The organism is Paramicrobacterium humi (assembly GCF_900105715.1).
GTDB lineage: Bacteria > Actinomycetota > Actinomycetes > Actinomycetales > Microbacteriaceae > Paramicrobacterium > Paramicrobacterium humi.
In genome coordinates this window covers 1,443,091-1,458,618 of record NZ_FNRY01000001.1, presented here as the reverse complement: position 1 = coordinate 1,458,618, position 15,528 = coordinate 1,443,091, and the positions used below count along the sequence as shown (strand labels likewise).

The window sequence follows — 15,528 nt, the reverse complement described above, 5'->3', positions numbered from 1 at the left end:
GTGTTTATCGTCATCGTTGAGGATTACCATGGGTTTACTCTGCCATCACCCACCGACACTCACTCGAACACAAATACGAAACTGGATAAGTCAGAGTGCGCGGGTCCTGTGGACGAGAAGTCGGCGCTTCCTGAGCGGTTCGCGGCGTCGCGGGCAGCGCTGCCAGCGGTTCGTGACGTTGCTCGCGCGTCGCGGGAGCGGCATCCGATCACCGTGAACCTGCCGACTGCTCCGTGGCATGCCGGTGCGGTCGCCGTCCGACAGACGGCGACCGCACACCGCATGTGTCAGCGGCGGCGCGCCGCGCTCTTGCGCGACACCACCTTCACTGCTGCGCCGATAAGAAGGAGCAGCGAAGCGAGACCGAGAATCGCCGCCCCACCATCGGCACCCGTCTCAGCGAGTTCGCCGGTGACGGTCGCCGCGATCGGCGCCGCACTCCGGGTGCTCGCTGCTGCAGCGACTCCGCTGTCTCCGACAACCGAGTCGGGCGTGGCAGCATCCGTCACCGAATCACCGATGCCGGACTCGCCCAAACCAGACGTCTCGTTGTCGGAGCCGATTGCGCCGGGAGCCTCACTTGCAGGGTCACCGGTGCCCGGCATGGGGCCCGCCGACGCGCTCTCACCAGTCACGGAGACGCTCGTTCCGTCAATGCCGATGTGCAGGCCAACGATCGGAGCCAGATCGGTTGACGGTGTGCAGTCTGACGACAGAACGAATGCGCATGATGGTCTCCCTTAGGCGGCCGCGGTCTCGGCCGTGACGGATGCCGCCGCCCCCGAGGTCAGGTGGACGATGAGGTTCTGCAGGGACACCGCGGACACCGTGAGCCCCGCGCGCTCGGCGGCTTCGGCGTCGCCGGGCTCGGCGGTGATGGTGGCGGAGCGGAGTCCGCCGAGTCGCTCGCGGGCGGGAACGTCGCGGTCGCGCACGAAGGCGTCGACGGCATCCGCGCGGCCCGCGACCTGGAGGGTGCGACCGCGAAGCTCGTCGGTGTCGGCGTCGAGGAGCACGCGCCCCTCGTCGAGGACGACGACGTGCTCGAGCAGGTTCGCGGCCTCGTCAATGTGGTGCGTCGAGAGCACGATCGTGCGGGGGTGCTCGGCGAAGTCGGTCAGCAGGCGGTCGTAGAACAGCTGACGCGCGACGGCGTCGAGCCCGAGGTAGGGCTCGTCGAAGAAGGTGAGCGGCGCATGGGAGGCGAGGCCGACGATGATGCCGACGGCGCTCAGCTGACCGCGCGAGAGCTTTTTGATGGGTCGCTTCTCGGGCAGTCGGAATTCCTCGATGAGCTGTGCGGCGAACGCGGCATCCCATTCGGGATACACGTCGGCGGCGACGGCGAACACATCGCGGGGTCGGAAGGTGTCGGGGTAGCGCTGCCGAGCTCGATCGCGACGCCGTCGACGGCGCGCGTGTCTTTGTAGGTCTTCGTGAGGTTGCGGGCGACGATGGCGGTCATCGCTTCGCCTCTTTCGTGATCATGGCGATGAGATCGTCGAACCCGATGTCGAGTTTCGACGCCTCTCGCAGGAGTGGGCTGATGTATTCACCGGCGAAGGAGCTCTGCCTGTCTTCGATGAGCGCGCGCGTGGCGCCCGTGGCGACGAACATGCCGATGCCTCTCTTCTTGTAGAGCACTCCGGCGTCGACGAGGCGATTGAGACCCTTCGCCGCCGTGGCGGGATTGATGTGGAGGAACGCTGCGAGCTCGTTCGTCGAGGGCACCGGTGTCTCTTCGGGGTACGTCCCGTCAAGGATGTCGTTCTCGATCTGCTCGGCGATCTGCACGAACAGCGGGCGTCCATCCTCGAGCATGGCGCCTCCGTTCCGGTCGGCGGCGGGTGCGCACCCGCCGGAAAGCAGAACGCGTCTGCTTCTGTGGTTCGTTACTCAACCAATGAACCATAGAACCAGGATGCTGTCAAGCAGAGCCTCAGCCGGCGTCGTCCCAGACGAGCCGCGTGCCCTCGAGCACCCGCGCGCCTTCGCTTGGCTCGTGCGCGGTGAGCTTTCCGGTGTGCATGAGATGCTCGACCGGGATGCCGCAGCCGAGCGCGACGACGTCGGCGATGATGCGGCGGTGACACCGCCACCAGACGGACTCCGAGCACATGACGGCCGTGCGCGCCGTCCCGATGTCGTCGACGAGATCAGGAAGGGCGGTCTGGAACTCGTCGCCGCGCGTCCACGCGGAGTAGGCGCGGAACGCTTCGACGCGCCACCAGGTGTCGGGCGACGGAGTGTGCTTGTCGAGTCGGCGTCGCCCGCCGAGGCGCTGATCCCAGCGGTAGGCGATGCCGATCTCGGCGAGCAGCTCGGGAACCTGCCCGCGCGCGGCCGCCTCGTTCGCGCGGCTTCCGGGGAAGCGGCGCACGTCGACGACGCGCTCGATGCGCGCGTCGCGCAGCAGGTCGGCGAGCTCCTGCCGCTCGAGGCGGCCATGACCGAACGTGAGCAGAGGCATGGCGCCAGTGTAGGCGGCGCGCCTCACGGGGCGAGCGCGATATACGGCGCCGTCGCGAGCAGCACCGCGGCGAGCACGAACGCGAGCACGCGGGAGGACACGTGCCTGGCGACGATCCAGCCGAGCACGACGCCGAGCAGTTCGGGGAGGCCGACGAGGGCGGCGAGGCCGAGGTCGATGGAACCCGACGCCAGGTACCCGAGGCTGCCGACGGCGGCGATGACGATCGACTGCACTTGCGACGCCGCGAGCGCTGGCAGCAAGGACACGCCGATGACGATGAGCAGCGGCACGCTCAGCATCGGGCCGCCGACGCCGAAGACGCCGCTCACGGCCGCGACCGCCAGTCCGATCCCGATTGTCGGCGCGAGGCCGAGCGGCCTCCGCGCGTGGGCGTGCTGCTCGGCGGCATCCGTCGTTCTCGACCGGTGCTGACGCACGAGGACGAGCACCGCGACGATGACGACGAGGGCGGCGAGCAGCATCCCGAACGCGTCTGGGGAGAGCAGCCGGTTGAGGAGCACCCCGAGCGGCGTGCCGACGACCGCGGTCACGGACAGCACGACCGCGAGGCGCTTCACGTCGGGGTCGGCGAGGTGGCGTGACCGGGCGAAGACGATCGTGCCGACGATGCCCGTGGCGACGTTCGTGAGCATCGCCGTTCCGGCCACCTCGTCGGGAGCGAGCGGCGTGAGAGCGACGAGACCGATCGTGACGAGCACGCCGCCCGGGCCGATCGCCGTGATGCCGACGCCGGCGACGAGCCCGATGAGCGCGAGCGCGATGACGGGAAGAAGCGCGCTCACGCGGCGTCTTGGCTGATCTCGCTCCAGCCGCCGTCGGTGACCGAGATGCGCAGCTTCGCGGGGATCTGCTCCTTCATTCCCTCGACGTGGCTGATGAGGCCGACGGTGCGACCGCCGGCGCGCAGGGAGTCGAGGGTGGCCATCGCGATCTCGAGCGTGTCGGCGTCGAGCGAGCCGAAGCCCTCGTCGATGAACAGGGTGTCGAGCGTGATTCCGCCGGAGCGCGCCGTGACGACCTCGGCGAGGCCGAGCGCGAGGGCGAGCGAGGCGAGGAAGGTCTCGCCGCCCGAGAGCGAGTGCGTCGCGCGCGCTTGCCCCGTGTGCTGGTCGAAGATCGCGAGTCCGAGCCCCGAGCGCACGTTGCGGTACTGCACGGCGTCGTCGTGCTCGAGCGTGTAGCGGCCACCCGACATCGTGCGGAGCCTCGCGTTCGCGGCATCCACGATCTGCTCGAGCTCGGCGGCGAGCACATAGCTCTCGAGGCGCATGCGCCGCGTGTTGGGGTCTTTGCCGGCGAGCGTGTTCGCGAGTTGCTGCAGCGTCTCGAACTCGCGGTTCACGTGAGCGGATGCCGCGAGCTTCTCGCTGATCGTCGTCACTGTTCGCACAAGCGCGGTGTGCCGTTCGTGGAGGGTGTCGCGGTCGCGGTGGGCGGCGTCGCGCGCCTCGCGCGCGGTCTCGAGGGCGGCAGCGGTCGCCGCAATGTCGGGTGCTTCGGCGGGCAGGTCGGCGAGTTCCGGCTCGGCGAGGATCGCCGCGTTCGTCGCGCGGGCGTCGTCGTGGCGGCGGATGCTGCTGCGCAGCGTCTCCCGATCGGCCGCGGCTCGCCGGGCGGTCACTGCCGCGTCCGCGTTCGCGAAGCCGTGCTCGGCGAGGGCGTCGGCGAGTCGCCGCTCGGCCTCGGCGACGGCGTCGCCGCGCAGGGCGCGTGTGCGCAGCGCCTCGGCGAGGCGCTGCGCCGCGTCGCGGGCGGCGGTGAGCGCGGCGACGGCGTGCGTGATGGTGAGGTGCTCGCCGCGCTGCGCCTCGACGTTCGAGGTGATGCGGGTGATCTCGGTGCGCGCGTTCGACTCGGCGCCGGCGTGCGCGTCGCGCTCGCTGCGCAGCCTGTCGCGGTCGGCGTCGCCGCGCTCGCGTTCGTCAACAAGCGCCGCATGGCGAGCCTCGAGTTCGGTGACCCGTTCCGCGGCGGCGGTCGCGCGATCGAGCGCGTCGCGTGCGGGCTCGAGTTCGGCATCGAGCTGCGCAGCGTCGCGGTCACCCGTGGCGGCGCGCAGCTCCGCCGCGCGCGTCTCGAGCCGGGACACCTCGCGAGCGGCATCCGCCTTCGCCGTCTCGCATCGGGCGAGCGTCTCGCGCGCCGCCTCGATGTCGGCCTCCGTCACCGGCTCCTGTTCCCGGCGGGCGGGGGACGGATGCTGCGTGGCGCCGCACACGGCGCAGGGCTCTCCGTCGACGAGCTCCGCCGCGAGCTCGGCCGCGTGCCCCGCGAGACGGTCATCCAGCAGCTGCTGGAGCGCGAGCGAGGCGTTGGTGTTCTCGCGCACGCGTTCTGCCTCCGTCGCCCGTGCGGCCGCGAGCTCGTCGGTGACCGCGAGCGCCTGCTCGGCTGCGGCCCGGGCCGCCTGGAACCGCTCGAGCTCGCCGCGCGCGGCGTCGACTCCGGCCGCCTGGACGGTGGCGGTCGTCAGTTCGGCGGCGACCGCGGCGATCTCCTCGGGCAGCTGGGCGAGCCGCTGCGTGAGCGCGTCGAGTGCTTCGGCGGCGACCGTCCTGCGGTGCGCGGCGTCGGCCTCGGCCGAGGCGAGGCCGGGCAGCGCGTTCTCCTGCTCGAGCACATCGTCGAGGAGCGCGAGGCGACCGGCGAGCGCCGTGACGGCGTCGTCGAGGTCGCTCGTGTCGGCGTCGGGCGCGGCCAGGTCATCGGTGCGCACGGCCGCGTACGCCTCACGCGCCCGGTCGACCGCGGTGACGGCGGCAGCGTGCTCCTCGCGGGCCGCTCGCGCGCCGGTCACGTAGGGCCAGGCTCGTTCCGCCTGTTCGGCGAGCTGGAGTTCGGCGCGCTTCGACTCGATCTCGTCGTCAATGGCCGCGAGGTCGCGAGCGTTCTCCTCCGCGGCGGCACGGCGCGTCTGCCGACGCGTGAGCTCGAGCGCCTCGGTGTGCGCGGCTTCGGCCGCACGCTGCCGAGCGTCTGCCGCGGAGGCGGCGGTGATCGTCTGTGCGAGCCGGCCGCCGAGGGCGAGCACCTGCTGCTCGAGCCACGCTGTGACGTCCTGCTCGGGCGGTTCGGCGTCGAGGGCATGCGCGGCGTCGGCGAGGAGCTGCTCGGTGTGTGCTCGCGCGGTCGCAAGGCGGGCCTCGAGGTCGCGTCGGCGCTGCGTGACGGCTTCTTCGTAGTCGGCGAAGCGGCTTGTGCCGAACAGGCTGCGCAGCACGGTCTCGCGTTCGCCGCTGCCGGCGAGCAGGAATTTCTGGAAGCGGTTCTGCGCAAGCAGGATGACCTGAAGGAACTGGTCTTTCGTGAGGCCGACGAGGTCGGCGAGCTCGTGTGCGACGTCGACCGGGCGAGCCGCGATACCGCGCCAGGATCCTCCGTCGAGCGCGTCGAGCTGCGCCGTGGGCTTCTGCGTCGTCATGCCCGTTCCGCGCGCTTTCGGCCGGTCGTACTCGGGAGAGCGCGTCACGCGGTATCGCTCCCGTCCGATCGTGAACTCGAGGCTCACGCTCGTGGGGTCGTCGGGGGCGCAGTGGTCGCTGCGCAGCCGGCCTTTCGTGCCGTCGTAGCGCGGCACGCTGTCGTAGAGCGCGAAGGCGATGGCGTCGAGGATGCTCGACTTCCCTGCTCCGGTCTTTCCCGTGATGAGGAAGATGCCGTCGTCGGCGTACGTGTCGAAGTCGACCACTTGCGTGCCGCGGTAGGGCCCGAATCCGGTGATCTCGAGGCGGTTGATCTTCACGCCGCCTGCTCCTTGCCCGCCAGCTCGCCGATGACCTCGCGGAGAACGTCGACCTCGGCGTCGCTCGGACCTTCGCCGTTGCGCACGAATTCGAGGAAGCCGCCGATGATCTCGCTGTCGCTGCGCTGCTGGATGCGCTCGGCGTAGCTGCGGGTGCCGTGGTCGGCGACCGTGCTCGGCTCGTGCACCATTGTGGCGCAGTGCGGGAACCGGCCCTGCAGCTTGCGCATTCCGTCGATGGGCCGCACGGTGTCGGTGAGCACGGCGCTCACCCAGTCCTTCTCGAATTCCGCGTATTCCGGGTTCGCGAGCAGCTCGTCGAGCGTGCCGGTGAGCACAGTGAGCGGGCGGGGAACGGGAAGGTCGACCCACTCGACCGCGCCGAGCCCGTCGGCGTCGAGGTCGACGAGCCAGCCGCCGCGCGGCTTTCCCGCTTCGCTGAACGAGTAATGCAGCGGGGCCCCCGAATAGCGGATGCCGTCGGCGAGCTGCGCGCGGCCGTGGATGTGGCCGAGCGCGACGTAGTCGACGCCGTCGAACACCTGAGCCGGCACGAGGTCGAGTCCGCCGGAGGTGATGTCCCGCTCGACGTCGGTAGCGGCATCCGACACGCCTTGCGCGAAGCAGTGCGAGATGACGACGGCGCGGCCGCCGCGGGAGTCGTGGTCGGCGCGAATGCGGCGCATCGCGAAGTCGAGGGCGTGCGCGTGCGTCTTGAGGGTCTCGTCCGGGTAGCGGTGCCGGATGAGGGCCGGCTCAAGGTACGGGATGCCGTAGACGTGAACCGGGCCGTGCTCGTCCTCGAGCGTGACCGGAGTGTCGAGGCTCTCCTCGCGTGTGAGCACGTGGATGCCGGCGAGCGCGGCGAAGTCGGACTGGAAGCCGAGGCGTGCCGCCGAGTCGTGGTTGCCGCTTGTCGCGACGACTGTCGCGCCGGCATCACGCAACCCCGTGAGCGCGCGCGTGAGCAGCCGGTAGGCGTCGGCGGACGGGGTTGCGGAGTCGAACACGTCGCCGGCCACGATCACGAGGTCCACGTTGCGCTCGCGCACGGCATCGGCGAGCGCGTCGAGCACGCCCTCGAGCGCCTCGAGGGTCGGATGCCCGTGGAAGGTTCGCCCGATGTGCCAGTCGGAGGTGTGCAGGATTCGCATGCTTCGACGCTACCCGGCGCCGCCGACATCGCCGGACAGCAACCCGTGGCGCGTGGATAGATCCCGATTCACATCGTCATCGCCCTGGAGATGAGTCTCCATCAGCGAAATCGGTCTTGCGAAGATAACTCCGGACACTCGATACCATCGGAGCGACGAACGGAGACCCCTGTGACACTCGATCTCGAGCAGGCGAGCACCCTTCTCGACCGCACGTTTCGCGGTGCGCTCTTCGACATGGACGGCACGCTCATCGATTCGACGCCCGCCGTCATCCGTTCCTGGACTCAGCTCGCGAGCGAGATGGGGTCGACGACCCGGTTCGAGGGCGGCGGCCACGGCCGCCCCGCGCGCGAGCTGCTCGCGTCGGTCCTTCCCGCGGATCAGGTCGAGGCGGCGCTCGCTCGCGTGACGGAACTCGAACTCGCCGACACCGACGGCGTCATCGCGCTGCCCGGAGCGGGCGAGCTGCTCGCGGGTCTTCCCGAGCATGCGTGGACGATCGTCACTTCCTGCACACTCCGGCTCGCCGAGGTGCGCATCGCGGCGGCCGGGATCCCCCGGCCCGATCGGTTCGTCACATTCGACGACGTCACGAAGGGCAAGCCCGACCCCGAGCCGTTCCTCACCGGCGCCGAGCGCCTCGGAGTGCCCGCGACGGAGTGCGTCGCGTTCGAGGATGCGCCCGCCGGTCTTGAGGCGGCACGCGCGGCGGGCTGCGTGACGATCGCGATGGTCGGCACGCACGCGGGGGCGGAGCTCGACGCCGACATCGTTCTCGAGAGTCTCGAGCAGCTCGAGGTCGAGCGCGTGCCGGACGGTTTCCGACTCTCCCTCACCCTCTGACGCCACGCGCCGCACGCCCCTCGCGCGCACTGCGGTTCTGCGCCACAATGGAGGCGGGCGAAGGGGGCACGGGTGCCGGCGCAGAAGAGCTACTCGCAGGACTACATCGGAGGCTGCCGGGAACGCCTCTGGGCCCAGATCGCGCTCTACGACGAGGCGGATGCCGACGCCGTTCTCGAGTCGGTGTTCTTCAACAACCTCGTGATCGTGCTCGAGGCGACGTTCATGCACCGCGACCGCGACCAGGAGGGCACTAACGGCAATGCCCTCGGCGAGGTGCGCGTGCTCGCGGCATCCCTCATGGACGACGGCGTCACCATGGGCGCCGACCCGTCGACGGGCCTCGACGCTGAGACGAGTGTGCTCGGCCTCGCGCCCGGCGACGAGATCGCCCTCACGGAAGACGACTTCGTTCAGCTCGCCGACGCGTTCTTCTCGGAGCTCGAGAGACGCTACGGCGAGGCGTGACTACGCGCTCGGCGCGAACCAGGGCTGGTAGGTCGCGACCTTTGTGCGCAGCCCCGCGTCGGCCAGCATCCGCTTGACCTTCTCCCGCAGCTGGATGCTCGCCACGCCGATCATCGACAGGGCCGTGAGCGGCAGCTCGTCGCGCACGAGAACCTCGGCGGCGCTCTGTGCCGCGTCGTCGGCATCGAGGGCGAAGCGCGCGAGCATGCGGTCGGCCTGCACTGGGTCGGCGGCGAAGCGCGTGAGCCCTGCGGCAGCGTCGCCGTCGGCGACGACGACCTCCGCGTCGAGGGCTCGAAGGCTCGCGACGCTCGTGACGAGCATGACGAAGTCGTTCGGCGCCAGACGAGCGGCCTCCGCGCTGATGCGCACGTTGGGAGTGCGGGAACGGATGCTGCTCCACACCGCCGCGTCAGGCGAGAGGAACAGCGGAACGTACGCCGACACGGCGGCGTCCTCGATCGTGATGCGGCGGCGGGCGGCGCGGTTCTCGGCCGAGGAGAGCATGATCTGAGCGGCATCCGACCGTTCGTCGTCGTGAAGCAGGTCATCGCTCAGGATGCTGCCGCCGGCGAGAATCGAGGGCAGATTGCGCACGTGCGTGACGTGGTAGAGGCGCATCTGGTCGACGCGCACGGGCTTCGCCACGGAAGCGGAGCCGCGAGCTGTCGAGGTGCGGCTCGAGGCTCGCGTCGACGCGCGCGGTGTGGAGGTGCGGCTCGCGGTCTCACGCGGAGCCGATGAGGTCTCGGGGGTCTTGGGGGGATAGCAGATGGCGCACAGCCCGGCTTCGAAGCCGTGCCTACATTCGTCGCTCAAGGGAACCTTTCGTGCATCGGCCCGCGAGGTCGGGGGAACGGGGCCAACAGTCAAGGGTACGCCTCGCGCGCCGGCCCCGCACGCGGCCGCCCTGACGGACGATGTTCGCTTTTTCGCGTTGCGACCGGGCGCTTCGCGCGCGGGACAGTGAGGCCGAAGAAACCGCGAATCCGCTGAGGATTTGAACCGCATGTAGTAGGCGCTAGCGAGAAAAGAGGGTCCCCCGCTCGCTCACCGCGAGCGGAGAACCCTCCTGTGCGACGGGCATGGAAGCCTATCGCTTATCTGTTACAGGCAGCTCTCGATGTAGAAGTACTTCGAGATCTCCGGGTCATCTGCGTTGTCCGTCGTCGCAATGATGTTGTCCAGGACCCGCGGGGTGTCGATCTTCGATTCATCACCCGTGAGCTTGGCATAGGCGTATTCGACGCCGAGACGACCCTCTTGGATGAAGTCCTGCACGACGAGGATGTTGATGTTTCCTGCACGCAGCTGCTCCACCGTGCCTGGCTCAGCATCGTAGCCGGCAACGACGATATCGCCTGCGTGGCCGGAATTGACGACGGCGTTTGCGGCGCCTGTGGCGGAGTTCCCGTTCACCCCGAAGACTCCGGTGAGGTCAGAGTGCGCGAGCATCAGAGCCTGAACTTGAGACTCAGCAGTAGCGACCACGGAGCGCGAGTACTCGGGTTCGAGCACTTTGACGTCGGGGTACTTCTCTTCCATCACCGCACGGAAGCCTTCGACTCTATCGACGTCGGTGGTAGCACCCGGAACACCGGAAATAATGGCCACCGTGCCCTTGCCGTCGATGGCTTCGCCGAGGGCTTCCGCTGCCGCGCCTCCACCTTGGACGTTGTCGGAGCTGATCACCGCGGTGAGGCCGCTCGTGTCCTCTAGGCCGGTGTCGACTGTAATCACGGGAATATCAGCCGCAAGATACTGATCCACTGCGGGTCGAAGCGCAGAGGAATCTGCGGGAACGAGGAGAAGTGCATCGGGAGCGGTGGCGAGCATCGATTGGACCACGGGTAGCTGCTTCGCGGGATCCCATGCATTGGCACCTTGGAAGTCGACCTTGACTCCGAGTTCGTCCGCGGCTTCGAGTGCGCCGCAATACATGGTCTGGTACGCGGAGTGTGTCGTCATACCAGGGACGAGCGCGATCGTATACTCTTTGCCCCCGGCGTCGGGAGCTTCGCTGGAGCTTCCCGCATCGCTGCTCGATGAGCAACCGACAAGACCGAAGAGCGCAACAGCAGACAGTGCTATCCCGGCCTTTCGGATTCGGCTATTTGGTGATTGCATGATGTGGTTCCTTTCTGAAGAGCATCGTTGCTCTGCTTTTTGGTGAAGGTCTCTCAGGCGCGTTCGCCGGAATACCTGATTCGAATCTGATCTCCGAATACGGCTGCGACAGTGATGATTCCGATTGCAATCGTTTGCCAGAACGACTGCACCCCGGCCACGATCAGTCCGATCTGCAGCGCCGCCATGATCAGAGCACCGATCATGGTCCCGACGATCGATCCACGTCCGCCGATGAGGCTCGCACCGCCAATCACAGCCGCCGCAATGGACAAGAGCTCCATCCCTTGTGCCGCCAAAGGGCTCGCGTTGACGAAACGGCTTGTCAGCAGGAAGCCACCGATGCCGGAGAACAGACCCGCGAGAACGTACACGCGGATGAGGTGCGCATCGACGGCGATTCCCGCGCGACGCGCTGCGCCCTGATTGCTACCGATTGCATACGAGCGCAGTCCGAACCGCGTCCTTGTCAGTACGAGCGCTGAGACGATCGCCGCAAGAATGGTGATGAGCACAGGCACCGTAACCCACCCGCCGAGTGGATAGTTTCCAATCTGGCCGAGCACAGGCGGGAGGCCTACGACCTCCGCTCCCCCACTTACAAGGTTCATCGTCCCTGTGGCAACGCTCAGCATGCCTAAAGTCACAATGAACGGGGTTATTCGGAGCTTCGTGATAACGAGGCCGTTCAGCAGGCCCGCGGCGGATCCCACGATGAGCATGACCGCGAGCCCGGCAAGTATCGTGAGTGTCGGCTCTACGCCAGACACGTGCATGTTGCGCATGACTGTCGCGCCGATCACGGCCGAACAGGCCATGACCGCGCCCACCGACAGGTCAATGCCTCCGGTGATGATCACGAACGTCTGCCCCAAAGCGAGCAGCGCCACAACCGTGGCCGTCTGCGATAGCGCCAGCCAGCTCGCTTTCGACAGGAAGTTGGGGGCAAACAGTCCTATCACGATGACTATGGCGACAAGGATCAGAACTCTTGCGACATCTCCGTCGCCTCGCCCCAGGAAACGCCCCACGCGTTGGAGCGCTGTACGCTTTTGCGGCTCGTCTGCGTGAACCGGCATATCGATCGTGGAGGTTTCAGCGGTGCGCGGCTTGCGCTTGACTCGTGAATCACTCATTTCTTCTCCTCCAGTGCGGCACCGGTGATCCAGCTGATGATCGTCTCCACGGTTTCCAGCTTGGGGTTCAAGTCAGCGACGATTCGGCCGCGGTACATGACCAGCACCCGATCGCAGAGCTCGGACACCTGCGGAAGGTTATGGCTGATGAGCAGCACCGGGACGCCCCGATCGGCAACCGAACGAACCAGCTCACCTACACGATGCTGTTGTTCAACTCCGAGGGCGGCTGTCGGCTCGTCCATGAGCACGAGTTTCGAACCCTGTGAGACCGCGCGGGCGACAGCGATCGCTTGACGTTGCCCACCCGAGAGAGCACTAGTGCGGGCTTTCACGGACCCGATTCGAATCCGTGTCGCCAAGAGTTCGTCCTCTGATTCGGCGATCATTTTTCGGCGGTCCAGCCATCCGAACCAGCCGAGCGGGCCGGGGGCTCGCCGTTCCCTTCCCAGGAAGAGGTTCGCCCATATCGGAACGTCAAGCGCTAACGCCAGGTCCTGATAGACCGTTTCGATGCCGAGGGTGCGGGCGTGCGCCGGATTCGCCAGCGAGACATCGCTCCCCTCGAACTCCAACGTTCCGTCAGTGGGAGGAGTCGCTCCGGAGAGAACGCCCACGAGTGTCGATTTGCCCGCCCCGTTGTCCCCGACGAGTCCCACTACCTCACCCGCGCGTATCTCGAGGTCGGCGCCGCGGAGAGCCTGTACATGGCCATAGTGCTTTGTCACACCACGCGCCTTCAGAACGACACGATCTGTCGTGCTCATTTCGGGTCCCCACTTCCGTAGTTCTGCGGATGTCGCCTCGTGCTCGAAACTTCTGCCAATGCCGCCCGGCGTTCACTCTGTCGACGGAGCCTCGCAACAGATTCCTCCGAAGGCTGCACGATTCCGTGGACCCTCTGCGCGGCGTCGAAGGTCACGTCAGCCTCGGCCGCGGCCGCGGCGGAGAGAGCAGCGCCCAGCGCCGAATGCTCCAGGTCAGCACTGATCGTTACGGGAAGGCCCGTCGCGTCCGCGACGGACTGCCTCCACACTGCGAACCGTGCACCACCTCCTGACAGCACGACCGTCTTCGCCTTGAGAGTGCCGGGCTGGATATCGGCGAGTGCCCCCGCGAGTGAGACAGCCGCTCCCTCGACGAGAGCGCGCATGAGATGAGCTGGCTCGTGATGGAAACCGATGCCAGAAAAGGCACCTTGGGGCGCGCCATCCACTCGTGGGGTTCGCGTACCGCCGAAATCCGAGAGGCCGATCAACGCGTCGTCCACCGAGACGTCGGCAGCCGCTTCCAGAAGCTCTTGCACGGAGCGATTGAGCATCGACGCCAGCCACTCCGTCGCAAGCCCCGCCGCCAAGATCACGCCCATCGCGAGGTTATGCCGCGGCGTGGCGGCAGCCAGCCTGTGATAACCCGGGGGAACTGCGGCAGAGGAGTCAATCGGCACCAACACGGTGCCTCCGGAGCTGAGTGAAATCGCGGCACGATCGGAAGAGTCAAGTCCCAAACCGAATGCAGCCATCGCTTGGTCACTCCCACCAGTCGCGACCAATACGCCGGGGGCGAGTCCCGTCTCGCGTGCGGCTGCTTGCGTGACAGTCCCAAAAGGCGCGAGCGTAGCGACGACTTGTGGCAGTAAATCGCGACCCACTCCGGCGATATCAAGCAAGGGCTGGGCGGGCACGCCGGAGCGCACATCGAACAGCAAGGAGGCGCCAGCGTCAGTTGGATCGAGCCCCGCCCGGCCCGTCAGGCGCAAACGAACGTAGTCCTTCGGCTGCATGGCGAACGCAGCGCGCGCAAACGCCTCGGGCTCATGCGCACGCACCCACGAGAGACTGACTCCCGCCATCCCGCTGGCCGGCCGGAACCCCGTTTTCGCCTCGATCTCGTTGTCGCCTACGCGAGCCCGCCAATACTCGACTTCTCGCGATGCGCGACTATCTGACCATATGATCGCTGGGCGAACGGGGCGCAGGGCATTGTCAACGAGAACGAGACCGTGCATTTGGCCAGAAAGCCCGGCGCCCCCTACGGAAGTGCCGGCGGGTAGCCGGTGGAGTAGGCCGGCTAACGCCGCGACGACCGCTAACCACCATGACTCGGGGTCTTGTTCGGCCCAACCCGGTCGTGGTCGGTTCACTGGATACCGTTCTTGGCTCGTCGCGATGACCGAGGCACGCTCGTCTAACGCCACACACTTCACGCTCGAAGTGCCGAGATCGATTCCGATCCAGACGTGCGCCATGCCTCACTCCTCATCGAGCCTTCTGCCGGTCGCTGGGCTTTTGCTAATCTTATGAGTAGGCGCTCATATGTCAAGTTGTTGCTCATACGTGCACCACGACTGAAGTCGTCCGAGCACCGGCGCGTGCGGGCTATGCGAGATCCGAACCGGAGATTGCCGTGATGCGACTTGGCTCGAACAGGGCATCGAGGGCGAGAGCCGCTGCGCCCCTCACTCCAGCCTTGTCCCCAAGGCGCGACCGCTCGACGATAAGGCGCTGCCTGGAGAGTTCATGGGCGGCGCACATAATGGATCGCCGTACAGCGCTGATGTAGCCATCCCCACCGTCGGCCAAATTTCCCCCGATAACGACGGCTGCTGGGTTCACGAGCCCGACGACGTCCGCTAAGGCGAATCCGAGGATTTCCCCGATCTCAACGAGCAGCGCCGTCACCTCTTTGTTTCCCGCCCTGCCGAGCTCAGCAATGTCAGCGCTTGTACGCAGTTTCAGTCCCGATCGCGAAAGCCGCGACTGAATCACTCCTCCACTGGCGACGTATTCCAGTGGTTTCAAGCGAGCACCCGGCTGGTAGCGAAGCGGAGCGCTCAATAGACCCGCTTGCCCGGTGCTGCCTCGGACTATCCGACCGCCGGTCACGACTGCACAACCCACTCGGATCCCAGCCTTCACCACGACAAGGTCTCGCACCTCTGGCCAGCCGAACCTGGCTTCGCCGATAGCCAGCACGTTCACGTCGCGGTCCACCGCGAATACGGCTTCCTCACACCATCCCGAGAAATAGTCACGAACGCGAACGCCGCTCCACCGCGGAGCAGCATCCGAAGGTTCGATTCCGCCCCCGGCGCCGCTCACGGCGAATGGGACGCCAATGCCGACTCCCTCGACATCGCTACGCGCTTTACCGATATCGAGGAGCAGTTCCTCGAATGTTGCTTTCGCCCAGGTGAACACATCCTCAGGGCGATCCGAGGATCCGAGATCGGCCTCAGACTCGACAAGGACCTTTCCGGCAAGATCCGTAATGCCAATTCGGGTATGGGAACTTCCCGCGTCTATCGCGAGTATCACTCCCCGCTCCGCGTTGACCTCGAACTCCTCGCGCGGTCGACCTCCCGAACTGGCGCTTTGACCCGCGCGCACAACGAGGCTGGCGCGGACCAGTTCATCAAGACGACGCCCAAGCGTCACCCTCGACCAGCCCAGCGCCTCTTGCAAGTCGTGTCGCGTTGTCGCCTCCCCGGAACGTATGAGGTCCAGGACGACACCCGCTCCGGTCGTGTTTCGTCGCGACATCCTGTCCTTCCGGCCCGGT

At 67.3% G+C, this 15,528-nt stretch carries 15 protein-coding genes; 2 read left to right on the top strand and 13 right to left on the bottom strand.

Features of this window, described 5'->3' with window-relative positions:
• Nucleotides 1-287 precede the first annotated feature (287 nt).
• From BLV49_RS07315 to BLV49_RS07285, 7 genes are all read right to left on the bottom strand, one after another.
• Entirely contained in the window at nucleotides 288-635 is a 348-nt protein-coding gene (locus BLV49_RS07315; protein WP_143033992.1) for a hypothetical protein, read from the bottom strand.
• Nucleotides 636-740: 105 nt separating this feature from the next.
• On the bottom strand, nucleotides 741-1,352 hold the full coding sequence (locus BLV49_RS07310; RefSeq protein ID WP_245723570.1) for an AAA family ATPase: 612 nt from the start codon (nucleotides 1,350-1,352) through the stop codon (nucleotides 741-743).
• Nucleotides 1,353-1,461: 109 nt separating this feature from the next.
• Complete coding sequence (locus BLV49_RS07305) at nucleotides 1,462-1,821, bottom strand: GntR family transcriptional regulator (protein ID WP_091182043.1); 360 nt, start codon at nucleotides 1,819-1,821, stop codon at nucleotides 1,462-1,464.
• Nucleotides 1,822-1,939: 118 nt separating this feature from the next.
• A complete protein-coding gene (locus tag BLV49_RS07300; RefSeq protein ID WP_091182039.1) occupies nucleotides 1,940-2,470 on the bottom strand; it encodes a DUF488 domain-containing protein in 531 nt (176 codons plus the stop codon).
• Nucleotides 2,471-2,493: 23 nt separating this feature from the next.
• Complete coding sequence (locus tag BLV49_RS07295) at nucleotides 2,494-3,276, bottom strand: sulfite exporter TauE/SafE family protein (protein WP_091182036.1); 783 nt, start codon at nucleotides 3,274-3,276, stop codon at nucleotides 2,494-2,496.
• Nucleotides 3,273-6,236: an AAA family ATPase gene (locus BLV49_RS07290; protein WP_176980760.1), complete on the bottom strand. Its 2,964-nt coding sequence runs from the start codon at nucleotides 6,234-6,236 to the stop codon at nucleotides 3,273-3,275. The genes BLV49_RS07295 and BLV49_RS07290 overlap by 4 nt, the downstream gene beginning before the upstream one ends.
• Nucleotides 6,233-7,390: an exonuclease SbcCD subunit D gene (locus BLV49_RS07285; protein WP_091186944.1), complete on the bottom strand. Its 1,158-nt coding sequence runs from the start codon at nucleotides 7,388-7,390 to the stop codon at nucleotides 6,233-6,235. Before BLV49_RS07285 ends, BLV49_RS07290 begins: the two co-directional genes overlap by 4 nt.
• A gap of 171 nt (nucleotides 7,391-7,561) precedes the next feature.
• Between BLV49_RS07285 and BLV49_RS07280 the strand changes: the two genes are divergently transcribed.
• Both BLV49_RS07280 and BLV49_RS07275 read left to right on the top strand, forming a co-directional pair.
• On the top strand, nucleotides 7,562-8,236 hold the full coding sequence (locus BLV49_RS07280; RefSeq protein WP_245723569.1) for an HAD-IA family hydrolase: 675 nt from the start codon (nucleotides 7,562-7,564) through the stop codon (nucleotides 8,234-8,236).
• Between the two features lie 72 nt (nucleotides 8,237-8,308).
• Nucleotides 8,309-8,704, top strand: a complete 396-nt coding sequence (locus BLV49_RS07275; protein ID WP_091182026.1) for a hypothetical protein — start codon at nucleotides 8,309-8,311, stop codon at nucleotides 8,702-8,704.
• Here the strand turns inward: BLV49_RS07275 and BLV49_RS07270 are convergent, their stop codons facing one another.
• From BLV49_RS07270 to BLV49_RS07245, 6 genes are all read right to left on the bottom strand, one after another.
• The gene (locus BLV49_RS07270) at nucleotides 8,705-9,523 is read right to left on the bottom strand and encodes a DarT ssDNA thymidine ADP-ribosyltransferase family protein (protein ID WP_176980759.1); all 819 of its coding nucleotides are present in this window, start codon (nucleotides 9,521-9,523) and stop codon (nucleotides 8,705-8,707) included.
• Nucleotides 9,524-9,811: 288 nt separating this feature from the next.
• The gene (locus tag BLV49_RS07265; protein ID WP_091182022.1) at nucleotides 9,812-10,831 is read right to left on the bottom strand and encodes an ABC transporter substrate-binding protein; all 1,020 of its coding nucleotides are present in this window, start codon (nucleotides 10,829-10,831) and stop codon (nucleotides 9,812-9,814) included.
• Nucleotides 10,832-10,884: 53 nt separating this feature from the next.
• Nucleotides 10,885-11,967 (bottom strand): ABC transporter permease, encoded by a 1,083-nt coding sequence (locus BLV49_RS07260; protein ID WP_091182018.1) that lies wholly within the window; start codon nucleotides 11,965-11,967, stop codon nucleotides 10,885-10,887.
• Nucleotides 11,964-12,734, bottom strand: a complete 771-nt coding sequence (locus BLV49_RS07255) for an ATP-binding cassette domain-containing protein (protein ID WP_091182014.1) — start codon at nucleotides 12,732-12,734, stop codon at nucleotides 11,964-11,966. The genes BLV49_RS07260 and BLV49_RS07255 overlap by 4 nt, the downstream gene beginning before the upstream one ends.
• Nucleotides 12,731-14,215, bottom strand: coding sequence for a xylulokinase (locus BLV49_RS07250; RefSeq protein ID WP_091182011.1), 1,485 nt, complete (start codon nucleotides 14,213-14,215; stop codon nucleotides 12,731-12,733). The genes BLV49_RS07255 and BLV49_RS07250 overlap by 4 nt, the downstream gene beginning before the upstream one ends.
• A 130-nt stretch (nucleotides 14,216-14,345) precedes the next feature.
• Nucleotides 14,346-15,509, bottom strand: coding sequence for an ROK family transcriptional regulator (locus BLV49_RS07245; RefSeq protein ID WP_091182008.1), 1,164 nt, complete (start codon nucleotides 15,507-15,509; stop codon nucleotides 14,346-14,348).
• Nucleotides 15,510-15,528 lie beyond the last annotated feature (19 nt).

Coding starts and splice junctions, on each gene's coding strand:
- BLV49_RS07305 (WP_091182043.1), bottom strand. CDS start 1,821: ATGCTCGAGGATGGACGCCCGCTGTTCGTGCAGATCGCCGAGCAGATC.
- BLV49_RS07300 (WP_091182039.1), bottom strand. CDS start 2,470: ATGCCTCTGCTCACGTTCGGTCATGGCCGCCTCGAGCGGCAGGAGCTC.
- BLV49_RS07285 (WP_091186944.1), bottom strand. CDS start 7,390: ATGCGAATCCTGCACACCTCCGACTGGCACATCGGGCGAACCTTCCAC.
- BLV49_RS07265 (WP_091182022.1), bottom strand. CDS start 10,831: ATGCAATCACCAAATAGCCGAATCCGAAAGGCCGGGATAGCACTGTCT.
- BLV49_RS07260 (WP_091182018.1), bottom strand. CDS start 11,967: ATGAGTGATTCACGAGTCAAGCGCAAGCCGCGCACCGCTGAAACCTCC.
- BLV49_RS07255 (WP_091182014.1), bottom strand. CDS start 12,734: ATGAGCACGACAGATCGTGTCGTTCTGAAGGCGCGTGGTGTGACAAAG.
- BLV49_RS07250 (WP_091182011.1), bottom strand. CDS start 14,215: ATGGCGCACGTCTGGATCGGAATCGATCTCGGCACTTCGAGCGTGAAG.
- BLV49_RS07245 (WP_091182008.1), bottom strand. CDS start 15,509: ATGTCGCGACGAAACACGACCGGAGCGGGTGTCGTCCTGGACCTCATA.